Here is a 20,431-nt window from a genome sequence, read left to right as displayed (position 1 = left end):
CAGGATTCTGCAAAAGATCGCACACAACCTTGATTTGATCAGGGTCTATCAATAGAGTAGCGACAGTAATTCTTTATCCTCTAATGTACGAGGTTGTTTTGTCACATTTTCATCAAGCCATTACTAATCTCATTGAACGTGTCAAAAATGCCAAGGATGACGAGACTCGTCTGGTCGAGCTTTTAATAACAAAACCTACATTAACGTTCATTGACTGGCTTGAAGCCCAGCCGGTTTTTCCGAAATTTTATTGGCAGTCACGAGATACTCGTGAAGAGGTGGTTGCGTTAGGACAATTGCACACCTTTGTCGAACCAGGCCCGGCCTATACCATACTGTCTCCCGGACAACGTGTTTGGGGAGGACGATCATTCGATGGCAGCAGCGAGAAAAATCGTCGTTGCATGCCTTCTTTTTTCTTTCTACCTCAGATTGAACTGATCCGTTTGGACGACAAGTGGTCGTTGGCGGTCAATCTAAATGGTGATAAGAGCCGAATTCTGCACACGTTGAGCAAACTCACGACTGAGGCGAAACCGTTAGCACCTCTCACTGCGCACATCCAGAGCGTGGAACACTTACCTGAGCGCGAGGGGTGGTGTGACTTGGTGAGTAAAGTACTGAAAGGCATACAAGCTAAGGCGTTTAAGAAGGTAGTTCTGGCACGCAAAACCACGGTGCATTTAGATTCAGCATTGTGCGCTGCGCAGTTGCTTAAAGCGAGTTACCTGCAGAATCACCACAGTTTTCACTTTATGCTGAGTCTCGACAGTAAACACAGTTTCATCGGTTCAACACCAGAGAGACTTTACTTGCGCCAAAGGCAAGAGCTGTATACCGAAGCATTGGCGGGCACTATTGGTCGTGGCCACAACGCCACGCAAGATATGGAACTGGCCAGTTGGCTTTCTCAGGATGTCAAAAATCTGAATGAAAACCAGTATGTGGTTGACGATATCGTTGATCGCCTTACACCTCATGCTGAGAGTGTAGAGGTCGAGTCGGAAGCGCGTTTAGTGCGCCTGCGTAAAGTTCAGCATCTGAAGCGCAATATCCATGTGCAATTGAAGGCGGGAGTCAATGGAGTACAATTGCTCTCGGCTTTACAGCCAACTGCGGCGGTTGCAGGGTTGCCTCGTCAAGAGTCTATGCAGTTTATTGTTGAAAATGAACCTTTCGCCCGTGGCTGGTATGCGGGCTCTGTCGGCTACATTAGTCATGAACAAGCGGAGTTTTGTGTTGCAATACGCAGCGCGTTGATTGTGGATGATTCACTGCATTTGTTCGCAGGAGCCGGCATTGTTCCTGGTTCAATCGCAGAGCATGAATGGAGTGAACTGGATAAAAAAATGTCGACCTTATTGTCACTGATCTCTGAGCATCCACCGCTTGGAGTGGCATCATGAACCACGATCAAGCCGTATTGAATCGGATTTGGTGTGAAACGCTGTTTGAAGAATTGTACCGCTTTGGGGTTCGAGATGTTTGTGTTGCACCTGGCTCACGTTCAACCCCGCTCGCCCTCGAAGCGAATGCCCATACCCGTTTGAAGTTGCATACACACTTTGATGAGCGTGGGTTGGGTTTTCTCGCCCTTGGTTTAGCCAAAGCCAGCCAACGTCCGGTGGCGGTGGTGGTGACATCGGGCACTGCGGTGGCCAATCTTTTGCCTGCAGTGGCAGAGGCAGGCTTAACCGGAGAGAAACTGGTACTACTCACGGCAGATCGACCGATTGAGCTGGTGGGGTGCGGGGCCAATCAAGCGATCGCACAGCAAGGCATCTTCTCAAATCATGTTTGTGCTTCATTAAATTTGCCCAGTCCAAACACACAGACATCATTAAACTGGTTACTGACATCTGTGGATCAAGTGCTTCATCAACAGGCAGTCAGTGGCCATGCGGTGCACATCAACTGTCCCTTTCCTGAACCGCTGTATTCCAATACACCAAAGTCAATTTACCAGAGTTATTTAGACACGGTGGCTGTGTGGCGATCAGAGGGTGGCATCTACAGCAACAAGCAAATACCGCTCCCCATGCCGCCTTCTATTGCAGAAATGGAACAACGTAAAGGGGTGGTGGTGATCGGCAATATAACGCTGCAAGAAGCCAAACAGGCCCATCAATTTGCGGCGCAGATGGGATGGCCAGTGTTGTGTGACCCACAATCCGGAACCACTTCTGATTGGAGTGGCTATGATATCTGGTTGCAAAATCCCGCAGCTCGTGCGCAGTTGTCTCAATGTGATTTGATCATCCAGTTTGGCCGTCGTTTGGTCTCGAAGCGTTTACAACAATGGTTAGAGCAGCAAGTGCAAGTTGGTTGCGATTATTGGTACGTTTCACCGGATTTTGAGCGAGATAACCAAAGCCACCTGCCTCAACATCATTTTGTCTGCTCAATCGCAGCGTGGTTGAACGTGGTGACCAGCCGCGAAGTGCAGCCCGTCGCGTGGGCGAATGAACTGCCGCGTTATAGTGCGGAGGTGAACAAGCAAGCCAGAGCGATCGCCCAAAGCAGCCTGTGTGAAATGATGATTGCTCTGCAATTATCCTCGCTCGTGGGCAGTGCCGATCTGTTTTTGGGCAATAGCTTGTTTGTGCGTATGGTCGATATGGTTGGTCAATTGCATGGTGTCGAAACATTTACCAATCGTGGCGCATCGGGGATTGATGGCCTCTTTGCCACGGCAAGTGGCGTGCAAAGAGCAAGAGCCAACCCAATGTTATTGATGATTGGTGACACGTCCGCGTTGTATGACTTGAATTCGCTGGCGCTGTATAGCCATCAAGAAACTCCGGTGGTGATCGTGGTGACCAACAACGACGGCGGCGCGATTTTTGATTTATTACCGGTACCACCGCAGCAAAAACAAGCGTTATACCAAATGCCTCATGGCTACCGTTTCGAATTTGCCGCCAAACAATTTGGCCTCGATTACGTGTGTCCAACATCGTTGGCGGAACTCACAGAACGAATTGTTGACCATTTGGCACACGGGTGTGGCGCCTTGGTGGTGGAAGTCAACACGCCGCCAAACCAAGCGTCACAGCACATTAAGCAATTGGCTGATCATGTCCGGGCTCTCGTTTAATTATCAGCAAGGCAATGGTGATGGCCGTTCGCCCGTGTTGGTGTTTCTGCACGGTTTATTGGGTAGTGCAGAAGATTGGCGTGCCACGCAATGTTCACTCAAAGAATATCCAACTCTAACGATTGACCTTGCAGGGCACGGCCAAAGTGTTGGCATTGCCACAAGTAGTGCTGCGGAGAGTGCACAGCAAGTGGCGACGGTGATCGAGCTGCAATTGGCCCAACGCCCATGTATTCTGATTGGTTATTCAATGGGAGGCCGAATTGCCATGCAGGGGCTTGTTGAGCACGCCTTTGCCGCACTGAATCTGCGTGGAGCTTTGATTGAAGGCGGCAATTTTGGTTTAGTCAGCGAGCAAGAAAAGCAGCAACGCTGGATCAGTGATAGCCATTGGGCGAAGCGATTTCGTGAAGAACCCATTGAACAGGTATTAGCCGATTGGTATCAGCAAGGGGTATTTTCTTCACTAAACCATGCGCAAAAACAAACCTTGATAGCAAAACGAAGTGCTAATCTTGGTGCGTCAGTCGCGGAGATGTTATTAGCAACCTCTTTGGCGAAGCAACCGAATCTATTGCCTCAGTTGCAACGCTCTAGCGTACCTTTGCACTATGTATGCGGCGAAAAAGACACAAAATTTCAAGAACTAGCGAGACAGAGTGGCTTGTCCTGCTCGATAGTTGACAATGCGGGCCACAATGTTCATCAAGAGCAACCTAGCGCTTTTGCTGACATCGTCCGTGCTTTTATTCATTCCGTTTATCAACGATAAACACATTAGAACAATGGGAATCACCATGGCTAAAACAGTAGGCATCACTGAAGCAGAACTTTACGCACCAGTTAATTGGAATGACTGTAGTGCGCCCTATGAAGATATTCAGTACCACAAGTCGGAAGACGGCATTGCAAAAATCACCATTGCACGCCCTCAAGTGCGTAATGCATTTCGCCCGCAAACCGTCAAAGAAATGATCCAAGCTCTGGCGGATGCTCGCTATGACTCTAACGTTGGCGTGATCATTTTGACCGGTCTCGGTGAAGATGCGTTCTGCTCTGGTGGGGACCAAAAGATCCGCGGCGATTACGGCGGCTATAAAGATGATTCTGGTGTTCACCATCTGAATGTTCTTGATTTCCAACGTGATATTCGTACCTGTCCAAAACCGGTCATCGCTTCTGTAGCAGGCTGGGCGGTTGGTGGTGGTCACGTTTTACACATGATGTGTGATTTGACCATTGCGGCCGAAAATGCGCAATTTGGCCAAACTGGACCAAAAGTGGGCTCGTTTGATGGTGGCTGGGGTGCTTCTTACATGGCACGCATCGTAGGCCAAAAGAAAGCGCGCGAGATCTGGTTCCTCTGCCGTTTCTATAATGCACAAGAAGCGTTGGATATGGGGCTAGTGAACACGGTCGTCCCTGTAGAAGAATTAGAGAAAGAAACCGTACGTTGGTGCCGTGAAGTACTTCAGCACAGCCCGATGGCACTGCGTTGCCTTAAAGCAGCATTGAACGCCGATTGCGATGGTCAAGCGGGTCTTCAAGAGTTGGCGGGCAACGCCACAATGATGTTCTATATGACCGATGAAGGACAAGAAGGGCGTAATGCGTTCAACGAGAAACGTCGTCCAGATTTCAATAAGTTTCCACGTAACCCTTAATTTTCTTCCCAATGTGAGAGCGATGCAGAGGCACAGAATCTGCATCGTTTAGGGACTTTTCTTTGCGATTGACGGTCTCATTCATAAAGAGCCTGACTTTCAGTAAAGCAATTTGTCGATGAAGTATTAAGGGACAGCTATGAAATCAGCCAAACTGTACCGCTACACCTTGCCAATGGACAGCGGTGTTGTGCTAAGAGAAGAGAAACTGACGGAGCGTGTTGGCTATATTATTGAGCTGAACGTGAACGGTCAAAAAGGGTATGGCGAAGTTGCACCATTACCAGGATTTAGCTTAGAGACCATAGAAGAAGCGGGTATTGAAGCGCAAGCACAGCTTGAGTTGTGGATGAACACCGATCATCCCATCGATTACGACGCCTTGCTGCCTTCCGTTGCGTTTGGTCTTTCCACCGCGATGTATGAGTTGGAAGGGAAGTTACCTCGCGATGGGAACTATTTGCCCGCGCCACTTTGTACCGGCGATCCCGATGAACTCATTCCGGTATTGAATGCGATGCAAGGTGAGAAAGTCGCCAAAGTCAAAGTAGGTTTGTACGAACCCATTCGCGATGGCATGTTGGTCAACTTATTCTTGGAAAGCATTCCAGATCTCACACTGCGATTAGATGCCAATCGTGCTTGGACGCCAGAAAAGGCGCAGCAATTTGCCAAGTACATCAGTCCATCTTTGCGCCAGCGGATCGTGTTTATCGAAGAACCTTGTCAAAAGCCCGGAGACAGCCTCTCTTTTGCTATCAACACTGGGATTGCGATTGCATGGGATGAAACCTTACAGAATGCTCTGCAACAACCTGACTTTGCGCTTGACGATCTCACGGGCGTGAAAGCGATCGTCATCAAACCAACGCTGATCGGTTCATTGCCTCGATGTATTGCGCTGATCAAAAAAGCGCATTCTTTGGGCATCAAAGCGGTCATCAGTTCGAGCATTGAATCAAGTTTGGGGCTTACCCAGCTAGCGCGTTTTGCCAAATGGCAATTGCCTGATGTGACGCCGGGCTTGGACACCATAAGTTTGTTCCAATCTCAGTTAATGGTGGGATGGCCGAAATGCGCACTGCCGATCGCCTCGTTAGAAGAACAGCAATTGGTGTGGCATTCATAATGGTTGAAACGGCATTCGTCAGTGAACAGCCATTGTGGAAATATTGGGCTCAGCAGAGCCCATTTTCTATGGCGCTGACCTCATCACGTTATCAATTCAATTGGCAACAATTGAACGACGAGATTGAACGTTTAGCGGCGGTTCTTGGTGCGCAAGGGGTGGCTCTTGGAGATGTCATCACTCTGCTGGGTAAAAACCATGTTGATATGGTGCTTATCTTGCTGGCAGCGCATCAACTGGGCGCTGTGGTGGCCATCACCATGCCACAATCGGTCCCGATGTTCTCAGCAAAGCTTGAGACGCTTTACCGTGAGCAGCAAACGCGTTTTATTTGGCTTGATCCTAATGTTGATGGGCAGACCCGCTCGGCTTGCTCTCACGATCATCGTAATGTGCTGCTAGAAATCTCACTCGCCTCGAATCATCTCAACTCGCTGCCTGACAAGCACGTTTGCGATTATCGCGCTGATCAACTTGCTACTATTATTTTTACCTCTGGTTCCACGGGCAATCCCAAAGCCGTGGCCCATACCCATCGGCAGCATTTCGCGTCAGCACAAGGATTGTTGGAAGAATTCTTTTTTACTCAGCAGGATACATGGTTGCTCTCCCTACCGCTGTATCATGTTTCTGGCATGGCTATTGTTTATCGCTGGTTGTTCGCTGGCGCATGTTTGAAAGTGGGGCATGGCGCTCTGGCTGAAGAGATTCAAGGAGTGACACACGTGTCTCTCGTTGCGACTCAATTGAAGCGCCTACTTGATGACAATACGCCTTTGCAACTGAGCCATGTTTTGCTCGGAGGGAGCCATGTGGAGCATACCTTGGCTCAAGCGGCGCAGCGTAAAGGGATAGAGACCTGGCTAGGCTACGGCATGACAGAAGCCGCTTCAACGGTGACCGCCAAGCAGATCGACAGTGTGAGCAACGCAGGGCATCTATTAAAACATCGGGCACTGCAACTGATTGGTCAGCGCATCTATATTGGTGGTGAAACCTTGGCAGAAGGCTATTTTTTTCAGGGAAACCTAACGACGCTGGTGGATGAACAGGGGTGGTTTGACAGTAAAGATTTAGGCGTGTGGCAAGGTGAGGAGCTTAAGATCATCGGCCGTGCGGACAATCAGTTTATCTCTGGCGGGGAAAACATCCATTGTGAAGAGATTGAAGCGGTGCTAAACGAGATTGACGGCGTGGAACAGAGTATCGTGGTTCCCATGCCCGATGCGGAATTTGGCTATCGACCCGTTGCTGTCATCCAATCGCCATCGCTAGCAAACAGAGCGAGTTATGAGCAACACTTAAAAGAGAAACTGCAAAAGTTTAAGTGGCCAGTCGCCTATTACTTAATGCCTGAGACGTTACTGAAGGAAGGGATTAAAGTCTCGCGGCAAGCCGTTAAAGTGTGGCTGGGAAATCAACTTAGTTGATTTCGGCATGATTTAGTCAAAAAGGGAATTTCTCAACCTTATAACCCTCAATCATAATTGTGCATCATATGACAAAGAAAAGGCATAAGGTTGAAGATGGTAAGAGGGATCTTAATAGCAACGGCAGTTTTGCAGCTCGGCATTGCTTTGCTGAGTGATGGCCTCTATCGCTCTTTGGCGGAATTGACGGCCTTTTTGATTGTTGTCGCCATCGTTTTTGACTATCGACGTCAATCAACCACCACCTTGCCTCATTCCCATCACTCAGCTTAATTGAGTAAGTTTAACGTGTGAGCAACAACCAACTGAGCGAAGTGGTTGAGATAACCACCCATAGGCTCAAACCAAAGATCAGAGGTTTTGCACCCGCACTTTTCAGCTTCTCAACAGAAATACTGCAACCAATCAAAAATAAACACACCACTAGTGCCTGCTTCGCGACCGAGAAAATGCCCTGATAGGCGGTCTCAAATTGAGGGAAGAGATCGCTAAAGGCGATGGCACCGCAATACCAAAAAATGAAGTATGGAAGCACTAACTTGCGCTTACCTTCCGCGCCATTTCCGCGAGCAAAGAGCATTGCACTGAGCAGAGCAACGGGAATAATCCATAATGCTCGGGCGAGTTTTAATGTCGTCGCGGTGGTAAGTGCTTGCTTACCGTACGCGGATGCAGCTCCAACGACAGAGGAGGTGTCGTGAATGGCGATTGCTGCCCAAGTCCCAAAAGTTTGTTGATCCAATGCTAATGCATGTCCAATCACCGGAAAAATAAACAATGCAAGGGAGTTAAGAACGAAGACGGTCGCCAGTGCGAGGGCAATCTGCTGATCTTTGGCTTTGATCGCTGGCGCAACTGCCGCAATCGCACTCCCCCCACAAATCGCAGTGCCTGCTGAAATAAGGTATGCGGTCGTGGTTTCGAGCTTAATCACTTTAGCCACTAAATAACCGAGCAGCAGGGTACCGACAATGGTGACCACAATTAGGCCGATACCATCAGAGGTTACGGCAATGGCTTGCTGAAATTGGATACCAAACCCCAAGCCAACAATGGAGTAAGACAAAAGCTTTTTGGTGTAGGTCGAAATGGGCAGTTGGGATGGAACCAAACCCGTGCTTGCGAGCAGAAAACCTAGCACCAATGCTGTAGGCGAAGAGACCCAAGGACTCAAGCAGAGTAGCAACGAGAAAATAAAAGGAAGATGCTTACGATTCAAAGTGATTGCGTTTTATTAAGTGAAAGCGCGAGTATAGCTGAGTCGATGAGATCAGAAAGTCTTAATGATTTGAACAAGCGTTCAGATAAACTGAACGCTTAGCGCCAATCGCCTCGTAACTCTGCCACTTTTTGCTGCATAACTTCCGCAGAGGCGGCTTTAGGCTCAATAGGCAACCCTGCTTCAATTTCTAGTCGAGACCAGAAACGGCTAGGGAGCCCTTTACAGGCTCGGCCCTTGTGGCGGCTGAAATAGCTACCCCACAAGCCTTTTAACGCCATTGGGATAACGGGCACAGGGCTGCGACGAAGGATGATGTCAATGCCACGCATAAATGGATTCATGTCGCCATTTTCCGTTAATCTGCCCTCTGGGAAAATACAGACAATATGCCCTTCACTCAAAGCTTGTTCGACATCGTTAAATGCACGTCGAATAGAGGTTCTGTTGCTGGCGGAGATAGGAATTACCCCGGCAGTGCGTAAGAAGCGACGCAAAATCGGCAGCCTTGCGTATTCTTCTTCCATGACAAAACGAATCAATCGAGGGCAGACGGCACTCAGCAGCAAAGCGTCCATGTAACTCACGTGATTGCAAACAATAAGCGCGCCACCGTCTTTCGGTAAGTGGTGTAGATTCTTATGTGTCACGCGATAGAGTGTGTGAGTAAGCACCCACACGAGGAAACGCACCACAAACATTGGTGCTTGCAAAAAGAGATACGCAGCCACTAAAAAGTTGAGTAACGAAAGTAGCACAAAAAATTGTGGAATCGATATGCCGATCGCGGCAAGACACACGATGCCTAATACTGCACTGGCCACCATAAATAGTGAGTTGTAAATATTGAGGCCCGCAATGACCTGCGCACGTTCACTTTCCTTGGCACGATGTTGCATCAGGGCATAGAGTGGGACGATGAACAATCCACCAGAAACGCCGATCATGAGCAAGTAGCTAAACAGTGACCAAAATGGCTGATACTGCACAAACTGTGCGAAGGTATGAAATCGAGGTAGCTCGCTGGGTATCGACGTGGCCATCAAGTAGCCAAATACCGTAATACCAAAAGCACCAATCGGGACGATGCCGACATCAATGCGGCCTTTAGACAGTTTGTTGCACGCGAGTGAACCTAGCGCGATGCCCACAGAAAAGAGCGCCAACAAGAAAGAGACCGCACTTTCTGTGCCATTGAGATAAATCTTGGTGAAGTTAGGAAATTGAGTGAGGTACGCGGCACCAAGGAACCAAAACCAACTGATCGCCATAATACATTGATATACAACACGATCCGATTTTGCGATGGCAATTGTGTGTCTCGTTTGACGATAAGGCTGCCAGCGAAATTTCAACTCTGGCGCGCATGCGTGTGCAACGGGAATTGCTCTGCTGGCGAGATAGCCGAATACAGCAAAGATAACGACACAAAAAGCGGCAACGTATTTTGCTTGCTCGTGTGAGGCAATAATACCCGCGCCTAATGTACCGACGAGAATAGCAATAAAAGTACCCGCTTCAACCAAAGCGTTACCGGGGACGAGCTCTTCTTGTTTTAGTTGCTGTGGCAGTAGCGCATATTTGACCGGGCCAAAAAATGCCGACTGTGTGCCCATCAAAAACAACAGCAGCAATAAGATGGCGTAGCTCTCGGTAATAAAACCGATAGCGCCGAGCAACATAATGGCGATTTCAAACAATTTGACTTTGCGAATAAACCAAGACTTTTCGTATTTGTCTGCCAGCACACCTGCTGACGCTGAAAAAAGGAAAAACGGCAGAATGAATAAACCAGCGGCAAGGTTGATGAAAAGATCACTGGAGATGGACAGTGCGCCAGTACCTGCAAACGCGACAAGCAACAACAACACATTTTTGAATATGTTGTCGTTAAAGGCACCGAAAAATTGAGTAATGAAGTACGGCAGAAACTTACGCTGTGTTAACAGCGAGCTTTGGCTATTCGCGGCCATGAAAGTTCCTTGTATTACCAGTTGGTTAGATAGTTGGTCAAAAGACTGTCTATCAACTCTTTACCATCAATTGGCTCACTGGAGAAAAATTTGTCATCCACACTCAGTAGCGTAATACCATGAACGCCAGACCACAACACGCGGCTCGCTTGCAACACTTCGGTTGGTGTGCGAGATGGGGCAAGTTGTTGCAATAGCGCCTCTAGCATACCGGTCATATTATCAATGCGCTTAGCTTGCCACTCAGGCAATTCAGCGCCATTCATGTTGTGCTCAAAAATTAAGCGCCAGCGATGAGGGTGTTGCAAGGCAAAGTCATGGTAGCAATAGGCAAGCTCGGCAAGAGCCTGTTTTTTGTCATTGGAGTCTTGAACAACTTTCATTGCTTCCACTGATAGCTCATCTAGAGTTTGCGCTACAGCATGCAGCAGCAGCAAATTGTAGCTACCAAACACATTAACCAAGGTGCTAGGAACGTAGCCGATCATATTGGCCAACTTTCGCAAACTCAGTTCATGATACGAGTGTTCAGCAAGAAACTCTTTCACTGTTTCAAGCGTTAATGCGATAAGTTCTTCTCTGGTGTGATCGTTTCTACGGGCCATTTCTATATACTACAAATTGAACAACGTTCGATATTCTAAATTTGTCGGATATATCCGTCAACTAAACATCCTAAAATAGAATAGAACAGCGGCAATATTCTGATACATGTCTAACTATTGTTTCCGTTTCAATGCTCAGCGGATACTTGTATGATTCATGTTAGCTGGTTTTCTTCAAAGCGGTTTGTATCAAGAAGGGGACTAGTGCGTAAAGTTTCAATCAGACTACAAAAGGATAAAGATGAAACGTTTATTATCGATTGTTGCCCTGCTGATGGTTTCTGTGATTGCAACGCCAATTGCTGAAGCGAAAAAAATGGGTGGCGGTAAGTCGTTTGGCAAAAGCTATAAAACGGCTCCAGCTCCTAAACAACAGCAGCAAAATACGAACAATATTGGTAAAGAGCAGACGGCAAAACAGAGCTCCAAGAAAGGCCTGATGGGCGGTATTCTTGGTGGCTTGTTGGCGGGCGGTTTGCTTGCTGCGTTCTTTGGGGGCGCGTTTGAAGGTATTCAGTTTATGGATATCCTCATCATCGGCTTAATTGCTTTCGTGATCTTTAAATTAATGCGTGGTCTACTGGCTTCTAAGCAAGGCAGTATGAATCAGCATCGCCAGCAGCCAGCATTTGGCGGCCAAGCACCTAAGTTTGAACAATCAAATGTTCATAACTTCGAGCAGTCACCGAACACTCCAACAGGTGGTTTTGGTTTTGGCGCGCAATCTGATGTACCACACAACTATCCTCCAGGTTTCGACCAAGTTGCATTTGTCAATGGCGCACGTGAACACTACCGTATCCTGCAAGGCGCTTGGAACCATAATCAACTGGAAACGATTGAAGAGTATGTTTCTCCAAGCTTGTTTGAAGACCTAAAAGCGGAGCGAGCGAAACTCGATGGTGAGCAGCATACGGATGTCATGTATGTGGATGCACAAATCGTTCGTGCTGATTACGATGCGTCAACTGCGCACTTGAGCTTACAGTTCAGTGGTCGTTACCGTGACGCGGTGGAGGGCATTGAAGAAGATATCACAGATATCTGGCACCTTGAGCGAGATCTGACTGCGCCAAATGCGCCGTGGATGATCGTGGGTATCCAAGGCTAGGCCTAACCTCGTTCAACTTAGTCATCACAAGTCCCGTTCATTTCGATGAGCGGGATTTTTTTATCTCTTGGACTGGCAGAGTCATTGGATATTGCTGCTGTTCTATAGGTCAAGTCATTACTGATGGTTTGGAATGTTTTTTCATTGGAGCCAGTCCGTAAGAGGGATGCCTTTCGAGTCGCCATTGTCACGATGATCGGAGTGAAAAGCGTTATTTGCGCCATCATTATTCATACGCTGGGAGAGGCGAATCGATGAGCTAAATTCAATACGAAAAAAGCCAGCTCATTGAGCCAATGTAGATCAGATAAGGATCGGTTGACCGATCCTTCTGATGAGAGACAATCGGAAACCTGTTTATAGGTTTCCGATTTTTTATGTCTATCCAAAACTATTTTGCTGACTTTCTTGAAGAGAGTCCTGTTGATGTCGCTCAGCTAACCACCTTCTCCGAGCATATTCCTGATGAGTGGGTTGCTAAAGCAGCAACACTTTCCGATAAAGCGACAATTCGTCGACGTCGTTTACCTAGTGATATGGTTCTTTGGCTTATTGTTGGAATGGCGTTTTTCCGCAATGAGTCTATTGCAGAAGTCGCACGGCGAATGAATGTCTGTGCCGAGGGCTTAGCCGATGAGGAACTGCTAGCTAAAAGTGCTTTAACGCAAGCAAGGCAACGCCTTGGTAAAGCGGCTCCAGAATGGTTGTTTAGACAATGCAGTCACACATGGGGTCTAGAGCGTTACCCCGAGGATACTTGGCAAGGCTTACAAGTCTTCGCTATTGATGGGGCTCTTTTTCGAACCGCTGATACACCAGAGCTAAGAGAACATTTTGGGTCAGGTAATACATCCAGCGAGAGGCAGACGCCTCATCCAGTACTCAGGGTGGTGACCATGATGAATGTTCGCTCACATGTCATTGTAGACGCAGCTATAAGCCCCTATCGTCGTGGTGAAATACCGCTTGCAATGCCCTTTATTGACTCTCTACCTGATAACTCAGTGACTTTACTAGATAAGGGGTTTTATGGCGCAGACTTACTTCTTTCTCTCCAAAATAGTGGCTCCAACAGGCATTGGTTGTTACCAGCGAAGAAAGGGGTGAAATTCAGACTTGTGGACAATGAAGAGAGCGACGACATGTTGGTAGAAATGAAAGTCTCTCCACAGGCTCGCAAGAAAAATCCTAACCTACCTGAAAAATGGCAAGTCAGAGCCGTTACTTATCAAGTGCAAGGTAAGCACAAAACAGTGTTTACGTCTTTGCCTAGGGAAGAGTACGATGCGGAATCAGTAGCCGAGCTTTACCATGAGAGATGGGAAATTGAGTTAGGGTACAGAGATATAAAAAGTTCGATGCAGCACAACGCGTTAGTGCTGAGGAGTAAGACGGTCGAGCTTGTTTATCAAGAGTTATGGGGGCTATTGCTTGGCTATAACTTGGTAAGACGAGAAGCTAGTCAAGCGGCCGTAGAACATGGTCGAATGGCCAATGAAATCAGTTTTAAATACGCTTGTCAGTTCATCGCTAGTCAACTGAAAGTAATGAGCAAAGCGGTATCTCCAGGTAACACACCGAAGCGTCTAAAAAGTCTGCGCGGAGACTTATCCATCCTTTTTATAGACAAACGCCCTAAGCCAAATCGGCCTAGGGCGGTAAAAATATCAAAGACCCGATATCCTGTTAATCGCAAGGCAGCTCCTCTTAAGTGAACTACATTGAGCTCATTGAGCTGGCTTTCGATTCTTACGAAGAAAATGGTGGAGGGGGACGGATTCGAACCATCGAAGGCGGAGCCGGCAGATTTACAGTCTGCTCCCTTTGGCCACTCGGGAACCCCTCCAGGGTGTTTTTATACTTAGAACGCGTTTTCCCAACACACTATCCAAGTGTTTCTCACAATCAATCCAGAGGATAATCACAAGAAGAAATATGGTGGAGGGGGACGGATTCGAACCATCGAAGGCGGAGCCGGCAGATTTACAGTCTGCTCCCTTTGGCCACTCGGGAACCCCTCCAGGGTGTTTTTATACTTAGAACGTGTTTTCCCAACACACTATCCAAGTGTTTCTCACAATTAATCCAGAGGATAATCACAAGAAGAAATATGGTGGAGGGGGACGGATTCGAACCATCGAAGGCGGAGCCGGCAGATTTACAGTCTGCTCCCTTTGGCCACTCGGGAACCCCTCCAGGGTGTTTTTTATACTTAGAACGTGTTTTCCCAACACACTATCCAAGTGTTTCTCACAATTAATCCAGAGGATAATCACAAGAAGAATATGGTGGAGGGGGACGGATTCGAACCATCGAAGGCGGAGCCGGCAGATTTACAGTCTGCTCCCTTTGGCCACTCGGGAACCCCTCCAGGGTGTTTTTATACTTAGAACGTGTTTTCCCAACACACTATCCAAGTGTTTCTCACAATTAATCCAGAGGATAATCACAAGAAGAAATATGGTGGAGGGGGACGGATTCGAACCATCGAAGGCGGAGCCGGCAGATTTACAGTCTGCTCCCTTTGGCCACTCGGGAACCCCTCCAGGGTATTTTCCTAATCTCTTATGGATTAGGCTTAAGCGGTGTTTTCCCAACACATCGCTCAAGTGCGGAGCGCATCATAGCAAACCAGTTCAGTGTGTAAAGCCTTTTTCTGTGCTTTACATGTTGAATGCTGCCTTTTTGGGCAAAGATGCCAGAAAGTACACATTTTGGTGACAACTTAGGCCGCTAAATCCTTCACTTCTCACCATAATTTACACAACTTGACGTTACAGTACGCTAGAGCTGATACACTCATAATCTCAACTATGGCTTTATTGATTGACGGAACATGAAAAAACGCATTCTTATCTCATTTATTACTCTGGCTCTTATGGGGACTTCCTCTCTATCCCATGCTGCTCCAAGAGGGCCATCTGCTGTTACTGTGGTTGCAGAAAAAGTGCAAACACACCAAATTAGCCAATCTTTAGCGCTGGTCGGCAAATTGGAAGCGGTGCAGTCAGTGGTGATTGCGTCCGAAGTGTCCGGCAAAGTCGAAAGCATTCAAGTGAAAGCGAACCAGAATGTCACTAAAGGGCAATTGCTGGTCAAGCTTGAGGACGATAAAGCCTTAGCGGCCGTTTCTGAAGCAAAAGCTTATTTGAAAGATGAGCAGAGAAAACTTAAAGAATTTGAGCGATTGGTCAGTCGCAATGCGATTACGCAAACAGAAATTGACGCGCAAAAAGCGAGTGTCGAGATTGCACAAGCGCGTTTGACAGCGGCCAATGCCAACTTGAATGATCTTCATATCACCGCACCCTTTGCCGGAACGGTGGGTTTCGTCGATTTTAGTCGCGGCAAGTTGGTGAACTCAGGCACTGAGTTACTGACTCTCGACGATCTGTCATTAATGCAACTGGATCTGAGAATTCCGGAGCGTTATCTGTCTATGTTGTCGATAGGTATGCCTGTGACAGCCACATCCAGCGCTTGGGGTAAACAAGTGTTCACTGGCAAGGTGGTGGGCATTGACTCACGGATTAACGCCGAAACGTTGAACCTACGAGTGCGCATTCAGTTTGAAAATCCGGAAAATCAGTTGAAACCAGGGATGTTGCTCAATACCGCCTTAGCGTTCCCGGCGATTGAAGCGCCGATCATTCCGGTGCAGGCATTAGAGTATTCCGGGACCAAACGTTACGTCTATGTCATCGGCAGCGACAATAAAGCGAAACGCACAGAAGTTCTGCTTGGTGCGCGAGTCGAGAACCAAGTGGTGATCGAGTCGGGTGTCAGCATCGGCGATAAAATCGTCGTGCAAGGTATCGTGAACATGCGTGACGGTGTGTTAGTCAAAGAAATTGGCGGCGCAGCAGCAGGGCAAGAGACCGTAGCGAAGAAGGATGCGCAATAATGTTACTCTCTGATGTGTCAGTAAAAAGACCAGTTGCTGCGCTGGTATTGAGTTTGTTGTTGTGTGTGTTTGGTTTTGTCTCGTTCAGCAAATTGGCGGTACGTGAGATGCCGGATATAGAAAGCCCGGTTGTCTCCATTAGCACACGTTACGACGGAGCATCGGCGACGATCATCGAAAGCCAGATCACGTCAGTGCTTGAAGATCAACTCTCAGGCATCAGTGGTATTGATGAGATTTCGTCGACCACGCGTAACAGCATGTCTCGTATCACCATAACCTTTGAACTGGGTTATGACCTCAATACAGGGGTGAGTGATGTTCGTGATGCCGTGGCGCGCGCACAGCGTTCGCTACCCGAGGAAGCCGACGATCCAATCGTGTTTAAAAACAACGGTAGTGGTGAGGCGTCCCTTTACATCAACCTCAGCTCTTCAGAGATGGATCGTACTCAGCTCACCGATTACATCGAGCGTGTACTCATGGATCGCTTTAGCCTTATTACCGGAGTGAGTTCCGTTGATATCTCGGGTGGCTTGTACAAAGTTATGTACGTGAAGCTAAGTCCTGAGCTTATGGCTGGGCGAGGCGTGACCGCCACGGACATTACCGCGGCGCTACGCAGTGAGAACCTTGAAAGTCCTGGGGGTGAAGTGCGTAACGATCAAACGGTGATGTCTGTTCGTACCGCGCGCAGCTATAACTCAGTAGAAGACTTCCAGTATCTGGTGGTCAAGCGTGCCAGTGACAACACGCCGATTTATCTCAAAGACGTGGCGGATGTCTTTATCGGTGCTGAGAATGAGAACTCGACGTTTAAAAGTGACGGGGTAGTCAACGTCAGCATGGGGATTGTCCCTCAGTCGGACGCTAACCCGCTTGAGGTGGCAAAAAGAGTGCATGAAGAAGTCGATAAAGTGCAGAAGTTTTTGCCAGAAGGGACGCGTCTCGCTATCGACTACGATTCAACCGTGTTTATTGACCGCTCTATTTCGGAGGTGTACAGCACCTTGTTTATCACTGGCGGGCTGGTGATTCTCGTGCTGTATATCTTCATCGGTCAAGCTCGCGCCACCTTGATTCCCGCGGTGACCGTGCCTGTGTCGCTGATTTCCTCTTTTATTGCCGCGTACTACTTTGGTTTCTCGATTAACCTCATCACCTTAATGGCCTTGATTCTCTCTATCGGCTTGGTGGTCGACGATGCGATTGTGGTCGTTGAGAACATTTTCCATCATATCGAGAAAGGCGAATCGCCGTTGCTTGCAGCCTATAAAGGCACGCGAGAGGTGGGTTTTGCGGTCATTGCCACCACCTTAGTGTTGGTGATGGTGTTTTTACCGATCTCCTTCATGGACGGCATGGTGGGCCTACTCTTTACCGAGTTCTCGGTGTTGTTGGCAATGTCCGTGATTTTTTCATCATTGATAGCGCTCACGCTCACGCCAGTTCTGGGCAGCAAAATTCTTAAAGCCAATGTTAAGAAAAACCGTTTTAATGACGTAGTGGACCTGTTGTTTGGCAAGTTAGAGTCCGGTTATCGCGCGGTGCTAAAGCGAGCACTCGCGTGGCGATGGCTTGCGCCCCTGATCATCCTTGCTTGTATGGGTGGCAGCTACGCGCTAATGAATCAAGTGCCAGCACAATTAACACCACAAGAAGATCGAGGGGTGATTTTTGCCTTCGTCCGTGGTGCCGATGCCACCAGTTATAACCGCATGTCTGCCAATATGGACTTAGTGGAAGCGCGTTTAATGCCGTTGTTGGGGCAAGGGTTCCTTAAGTCATTCAGCATCCAGTCACCGGCGTTTGGCGGCCAAGCGGGTGACCAAACCGGATTCGTTATTATGATCTTGGATGATTGGAATGAACGTTCGGTGACAGCGCAGCAAGCGTTAGGTGAAGTGCGTAAAGCGCTGGCGGGTATTCCAGATGTCCGTGTTTTCCCGTTTATGCCCGGATTCCGTGGCGGTTCGAGCGAGCCTGTGCAGTTTGTGCTTGGCGGCTCGGATTACAACGAACTGCGCGATTGGGCCGAGGTGCTGAAGAACAAAGCAGAAGAATCCCCAATTATGGAAGGGGCGGAGATCAACTATTCAGAGAAAACGCCAGAATTGGTGGTGTCGGTGGATAAACGCCGTGCCGCGGAACTGGGCATCAGCATCAAAGAGATTTCCGATACCTTAGAAATCATGCTGGGTGGGCGTAAAGAAACCACCTTTGTAGAACGTGGTGAAGAGTACGATGTTTATCTTCGTGGTGATGAAAATCGCTTTAATAACGCAGCGGATCTGAGCCAAATTTATCTGCGCACGCAAAGTGGCGATCTGGTTACCTTAGATACCGTGACCAACGTTGAGGAAATTGCGTCGTCGATTCGCTTATCGCACTACAACAAGCAGAAAGCGATCACGATTACCGCCAACTTGTCGGATGGTTACACGCTGGGTGATGCTTTGGATTTTCTTGATCAGCAAGCGATCGAGACCTTGCCGGGCGATATTACCATCAGCTATTCCGGTGAATCGAAGGACTTCAAAGAAAACCAGTCGAGCGTTGCCATTGTGTTTGCTTTGGCTTTGCTGGTGGCCTACCTCGTTCTTGCTGCGCAATTTGAAAGCTTCATCAACCCTCTGGTGGTGATGTTTACCGTGCCTATGGGGGTGTTTGGTGGTTTCTTAGGTTTGCTCATCATGCAGCAAGGCATGAACATCTACAGTCAGATTGGTATGATCATGCTGATCGGCATGGTGACCAAAAACGGTATCTTGATTGTGGAGTTTGCTAACCAACTGCGTGACCGAGGTTTTGAGTTTGAACAAGCGATTATTGATGCCTCGGCACGACGGTTGCGACCGATTTTAATGACCGCCTTCACGACTCTAGCGGGCGCGATTCCACTTATTTTGTCGGATGGGGCGGGCTACGAAAGCCGCGTGGCGGTTGGGACCGTTATTTTCTTCGGTATGGGGTTTGCCACTCTAGTCACCTTGTTCGTTATCCCTGCGATGTATCGTTTGATATCTCGATACACAGAAGCACCAGGGCATGTAGAAACGGAACTAAATCAAGCCCTTAGCCATGATACGAAAGGCCGAGTAAGCCACGGTTAAACCAATCCTAAAACCCAAAGAGCCGAGGAACAAAACCTCGGCTCTTTTATCTCGGCTTGTCTAGAACTGCTTACCGATAGAGAGTTGGAAACCAGAATACTTATCGTAGAAATCGTTAAAGCCTGCGTCAGCAAAGCTATAGACATATTCGGCTTTCAGCCAGAAATTTTGCCCCATATCCCAGCCTAATCCGCCCCCGACGTTGAAAATCATCCCCGCTTCTTCCGAGATTTTCACGGCGTTGTTTGTCACGTCATACATGTTTGCTTGGGTGATCAAACCCGACAAGCGGCCGAAAAGTGAAATCGGGGAATCCCCCAAGTTGCCTGTGGAGAGCAGAGCGGAAACGCCTGCTTGATAATAGTCTAAGTTAAGGCTGGTTCCTGCCGTGCTGTTGGTGACTTCATTTTGCGTGTAGCGAAACAGACCTTCGACAGCAACATGTTCATTGAAGTTTTTACCAAAGCCGATCGTAAAGTTTGGGGTTGAAAGCTCACTGCCACTGTTGTCACCGTAAGCAGAAACATCAAAAGCGATCGTGCCTGCGCCAAGGTAAAAGTAGTTCGGCAACTCTCCCATTTTCTCCGCGAAAACCGGCTGGGAAAGTAATAATGTTGAACACGCCAGCATAATTTTTTTCATAATCGTTCGCCACCTAAGAGTGATTCAATAAGATGCATAAGAGAGTGTTGGCTGAGATAGTACACAATTCCTCGGCGAAGAGCTTGGTTTTATTAGTGGATTTTGTACTATGCTGGTCATCCGCCCGTGATTAAGACGGCAAAATGAGAAGAAAGGAAAGTAAAGTGACACAGTTTAAATACCAAGAGTTGACTCAAGAGCAGCAAGACAAACTCGATGCTGCCGCATTTCGCCGTCTGCTGGCTCACCTTGATGCCAACAAAGAGGTGCAAAATATTGATTTGATGATTTTGGCGGGTTTTTGTCGTAACTGCTTTAGCAAATGGTACAAAGCCGAAGCGGATGTTTTAGGGTTAGATCTTGATTTGGATGATGCTCGTGAGCGTGTTTACGGCATGACTTATGAAGAGTGGAAAACCAATCATCAACCTGAAGCCACGCCAGAGCAATTGGCGGCTTTTGAGGCAAAACAGAAGAAATAACGCACGCAGCGCCTCACTAAGCTCAATTCGCAGCACTGTTTAAAACAAAATGCCCACTGAAT

General features: G+C 48.1%; 16 protein-coding genes and 5 tRNA genes. 12 read left to right on the top strand and 9 right to left on the bottom strand.

Annotated elements, in window-relative coordinates; all coding sequences use genetic code 11:
• Positions 1-83: 83 nt before the first annotated feature.
• The 7 genes from AOT11_RS02300 to AOT11_RS23260 all read left to right on the top strand — a co-directional run bounded on the left by AOT11_RS02300 (position 84) and on the right by AOT11_RS23260 (position 7,593).
• Positions 84-1,406, top strand: a complete 1,323-nt coding sequence (locus tag AOT11_RS02300) for an isochorismate synthase (protein WP_017420941.1) — start codon at positions 84-86, stop codon at positions 1,404-1,406.
• The gene (gene menD / locus AOT11_RS02295; RefSeq protein WP_017420940.1) at positions 1,403-3,097 is read left to right on the top strand and encodes a 2-succinyl-5-enolpyruvyl-6-hydroxy-3-cyclohexene-1-carboxylic-acid synthase; all 1,695 of its coding nucleotides are present in this window, start codon (positions 1,403-1,405) and stop codon (positions 3,095-3,097) included. The genes AOT11_RS02300 and menD overlap by 4 nt, the downstream gene beginning before the upstream one ends.
• Positions 3,078-3,869 carry a 2-succinyl-6-hydroxy-2,4-cyclohexadiene-1-carboxylate synthase gene (gene menH / locus AOT11_RS02290; protein WP_017420939.1) on the top strand — a complete coding sequence of 264 codons (792 nt, stop codon included), beginning with the start codon at positions 3,078-3,080 and terminating at the stop codon, positions 3,867-3,869. Before menD ends, menH begins: the two co-directional genes overlap by 20 nt.
• A 25-nt stretch (positions 3,870-3,894) precedes the next feature.
• Positions 3,895-4,761: a 1,4-dihydroxy-2-naphthoyl-CoA synthase gene (gene menB / locus AOT11_RS02285; RefSeq protein ID WP_017420938.1), complete on the top strand. Its 867-nt coding sequence runs from the start codon at positions 3,895-3,897 to the stop codon at positions 4,759-4,761.
• Positions 4,762-4,900: 139 nt separating this feature from the next.
• On the top strand, positions 4,901-5,890 hold the full coding sequence (gene menC, locus AOT11_RS02280; protein ID WP_017420937.1) for an o-succinylbenzoate synthase: 990 nt from the start codon (positions 4,901-4,903) through the stop codon (positions 5,888-5,890).
• Positions 5,827-7,320: an o-succinylbenzoate--CoA ligase gene (gene menE / locus AOT11_RS02275; protein ID WP_017420936.1), complete on the top strand. Its 1,494-nt coding sequence runs from the start codon at positions 5,827-5,829 to the stop codon at positions 7,318-7,320. The genes menC and menE overlap by 64 nt, the downstream gene beginning before the upstream one ends.
• A gap of 96 nt (positions 7,321-7,416) precedes the next feature.
• A complete protein-coding gene (locus tag AOT11_RS23260) occupies positions 7,417-7,593 on the top strand; it encodes a hypothetical protein (protein WP_017420935.1) in 177 nt (58 codons plus the stop codon).
• 10 nt (positions 7,594-7,603) lie between these two features.
• Here the strand turns inward: AOT11_RS23260 and AOT11_RS02270 are convergent, their stop codons facing one another.
• The 3 genes from AOT11_RS02270 to AOT11_RS02260 form a co-directional block, all read right to left on the bottom strand.
• Positions 7,604-8,539: a YeiH family protein gene (locus AOT11_RS02270; protein WP_017420934.1), complete on the bottom strand. Its 936-nt coding sequence runs from the start codon at positions 8,537-8,539 to the stop codon at positions 7,604-7,606.
• 98 nt (positions 8,540-8,637) lie between these two features.
• On the bottom strand, positions 8,638-10,512 hold the full coding sequence (locus AOT11_RS02265) for an MFS transporter (RefSeq protein ID WP_017420933.1): 1,875 nt from the start codon (positions 10,510-10,512) through the stop codon (positions 8,638-8,640).
• 14 nt (positions 10,513-10,526) lie between these two features.
• A complete protein-coding gene (locus AOT11_RS02260) occupies positions 10,527-11,117 on the bottom strand; it encodes a TetR/AcrR family transcriptional regulator (RefSeq protein ID WP_017420932.1) in 591 nt (196 codons plus the stop codon).
• A gap of 241 nt (positions 11,118-11,358) precedes the next feature.
• On the opposite strand from AOT11_RS02260, the gene AOT11_RS02255 reads away from it, so the two are divergent.
• Together AOT11_RS02255 and AOT11_RS02245 are read left to right on the top strand one after the other, a co-directional pair.
• Positions 11,359-12,228 (top strand): Tim44 domain-containing protein, encoded by an 870-nt coding sequence (locus tag AOT11_RS02255; protein WP_011080956.1) that lies wholly within the window; start codon positions 11,359-11,361, stop codon positions 12,226-12,228.
• 377 nt (positions 12,229-12,605) lie between these two features.
• On the top strand, positions 12,606-13,943 hold the full coding sequence (locus tag AOT11_RS02245) for an IS4-like element ISVvu3 family transposase (RefSeq protein WP_061778578.1): 1,338 nt from the start codon (positions 12,606-12,608) through the stop codon (positions 13,941-13,943).
• A 46-nt stretch (positions 13,944-13,989) separates the two neighbouring features.
• On the opposite strand, the gene AOT11_RS02240 is transcribed toward AOT11_RS02245, so the two are convergent.
• The 5 genes from AOT11_RS02240 to AOT11_RS02220 all read right to left on the bottom strand — a co-directional run bounded on the left by AOT11_RS02240 (position 13,990) and on the right by AOT11_RS02220 (position 14,774).
• Positions 13,990-14,074, bottom strand: a tRNA-Tyr gene (locus AOT11_RS02240).
• Positions 14,075-14,164: 90 nt separating this feature from the next.
• Positions 14,165-14,249 (bottom strand) — tRNA-Tyr (locus AOT11_RS02235).
• Between the two features lie 90 nt (positions 14,250-14,339).
• Positions 14,340-14,424 (bottom strand) — tRNA-Tyr (locus AOT11_RS02230).
• 90 nt (positions 14,425-14,514) lie between these two features.
• Positions 14,515-14,599, bottom strand: a tRNA-Tyr gene (locus AOT11_RS02225).
• A 90-nt stretch (positions 14,600-14,689) separates the two neighbouring features.
• Positions 14,690-14,774: transfer RNA gene (locus tag AOT11_RS02220), tRNA-Tyr, on the bottom strand.
• Positions 14,775-15,106: 332 nt separating this feature from the next.
• On the opposite strand from AOT11_RS02220, the gene AOT11_RS02215 reads away from it, so the two are divergent.
• Both AOT11_RS02215 and vexH read left to right on the top strand, forming a co-directional pair.
• The gene (locus AOT11_RS02215; protein ID WP_399463556.1) at positions 15,107-16,132 is read left to right on the top strand and encodes an efflux RND transporter periplasmic adaptor subunit; all 1,026 of its coding nucleotides are present in this window, start codon (positions 15,107-15,109) and stop codon (positions 16,130-16,132) included.
• Positions 16,132-19,245 (top strand): vibriobactin export RND transporter permease subunit VexH, encoded by a 3,114-nt coding sequence (gene vexH, locus AOT11_RS02210; RefSeq protein WP_017420312.1) that lies wholly within the window; start codon positions 16,132-16,134, stop codon positions 19,243-19,245. Before AOT11_RS02215 ends, vexH begins: the two co-directional genes overlap by 1 nt.
• Before the next feature lie 60 nt (positions 19,246-19,305).
• On the opposite strand, the gene AOT11_RS02205 is transcribed toward vexH, so the two are convergent.
• Entirely contained in the window at positions 19,306-19,887 is a 582-nt protein-coding gene (locus AOT11_RS02205) for a porin family protein (RefSeq protein ID WP_017420311.1), read from the bottom strand.
• A gap of 164 nt (positions 19,888-20,051) precedes the next feature.
• On the opposite strand from AOT11_RS02205, the gene AOT11_RS02200 reads away from it, so the two are divergent.
• Positions 20,052-20,369: a DUF1244 domain-containing protein gene (locus AOT11_RS02200; RefSeq protein WP_026050255.1), complete on the top strand. Its 318-nt coding sequence runs from the start codon at positions 20,052-20,054 to the stop codon at positions 20,367-20,369.
• Positions 20,370-20,431 lie beyond the last annotated feature (62 nt).

The sequence above is a fragment of the Vibrio vulnificus NBRC 15645 = ATCC 27562 genome (assembly GCF_002224265.1).
Lineage (GTDB): Bacteria > Pseudomonadota > Gammaproteobacteria > Enterobacterales > Vibrionaceae > Vibrio > Vibrio vulnificus.
The sequence above is the reverse complement of the archived record's forward strand: the minus strand, read 5'-3'. Positions and strand labels throughout refer to the sequence as shown.

Bases quoted from the DNA above. Each gene is read 5' to 3' on its own strand.
- menH (WP_017420939.1), top strand. From the start codon at position 3,078: ATGTCCGGGCTCTCGTTTAATTATCAGCAAGGCAATGGTGATGGCCGT.
- AOT11_RS23260 (WP_017420935.1), top strand. From the start codon at position 7,417: ATGGTAAGAGGGATCTTAATAGCAACGGCAGTTTTGCAGCTCGGCATT.
- vexH (WP_017420312.1), top strand. From the start codon at position 16,132: ATGTTACTCTCTGATGTGTCAGTAAAAAGACCAGTTGCTGCGCTGGTA.
- AOT11_RS02265 (WP_017420933.1), bottom strand. From the start codon at position 10,512: ATGGCCGCGAATAGCCAAAGCTCGCTGTTAACACAGCGTAAGTTTCTG.
- AOT11_RS02300 (WP_017420941.1), top strand. From the start codon at position 84: ATGTACGAGGTTGTTTTGTCACATTTTCATCAAGCCATTACTAATCTC.
- AOT11_RS02255 (WP_011080956.1), top strand. From the start codon at position 11,359: ATGAAACGTTTATTATCGATTGTTGCCCTGCTGATGGTTTCTGTGATT.
- menD (WP_017420940.1), top strand. From the start codon at position 1,403: ATGAACCACGATCAAGCCGTATTGAATCGGATTTGGTGTGAAACGCTG.
- AOT11_RS02260 (WP_017420932.1), bottom strand. From the start codon at position 11,117: ATGGCCCGTAGAAACGATCACACCAGAGAAGAACTTATCGCATTAACG.
- menC (WP_017420937.1), top strand. From the start codon at position 4,901: ATGAAATCAGCCAAACTGTACCGCTACACCTTGCCAATGGACAGCGGT.
- menE (WP_017420936.1), top strand. From the start codon at position 5,827: ATGGCCGAAATGCGCACTGCCGATCGCCTCGTTAGAAGAACAGCAATT.
- AOT11_RS02205 (WP_017420311.1), bottom strand. From the start codon at position 19,887: ATGAAAAAAATTATGCTGGCGTGTTCAACATTATTACTTTCCCAGCCG.
- AOT11_RS02245 (WP_061778578.1), top strand. From the start codon at position 12,606: ATGTCTATCCAAAACTATTTTGCTGACTTTCTTGAAGAGAGTCCTGTT.
- AOT11_RS02215 (WP_399463556.1), top strand. From the start codon at position 15,107: ATGGGGACTTCCTCTCTATCCCATGCTGCTCCAAGAGGGCCATCTGCT.
- menB (WP_017420938.1), top strand. From the start codon at position 3,895: ATGGCTAAAACAGTAGGCATCACTGAAGCAGAACTTTACGCACCAGTT.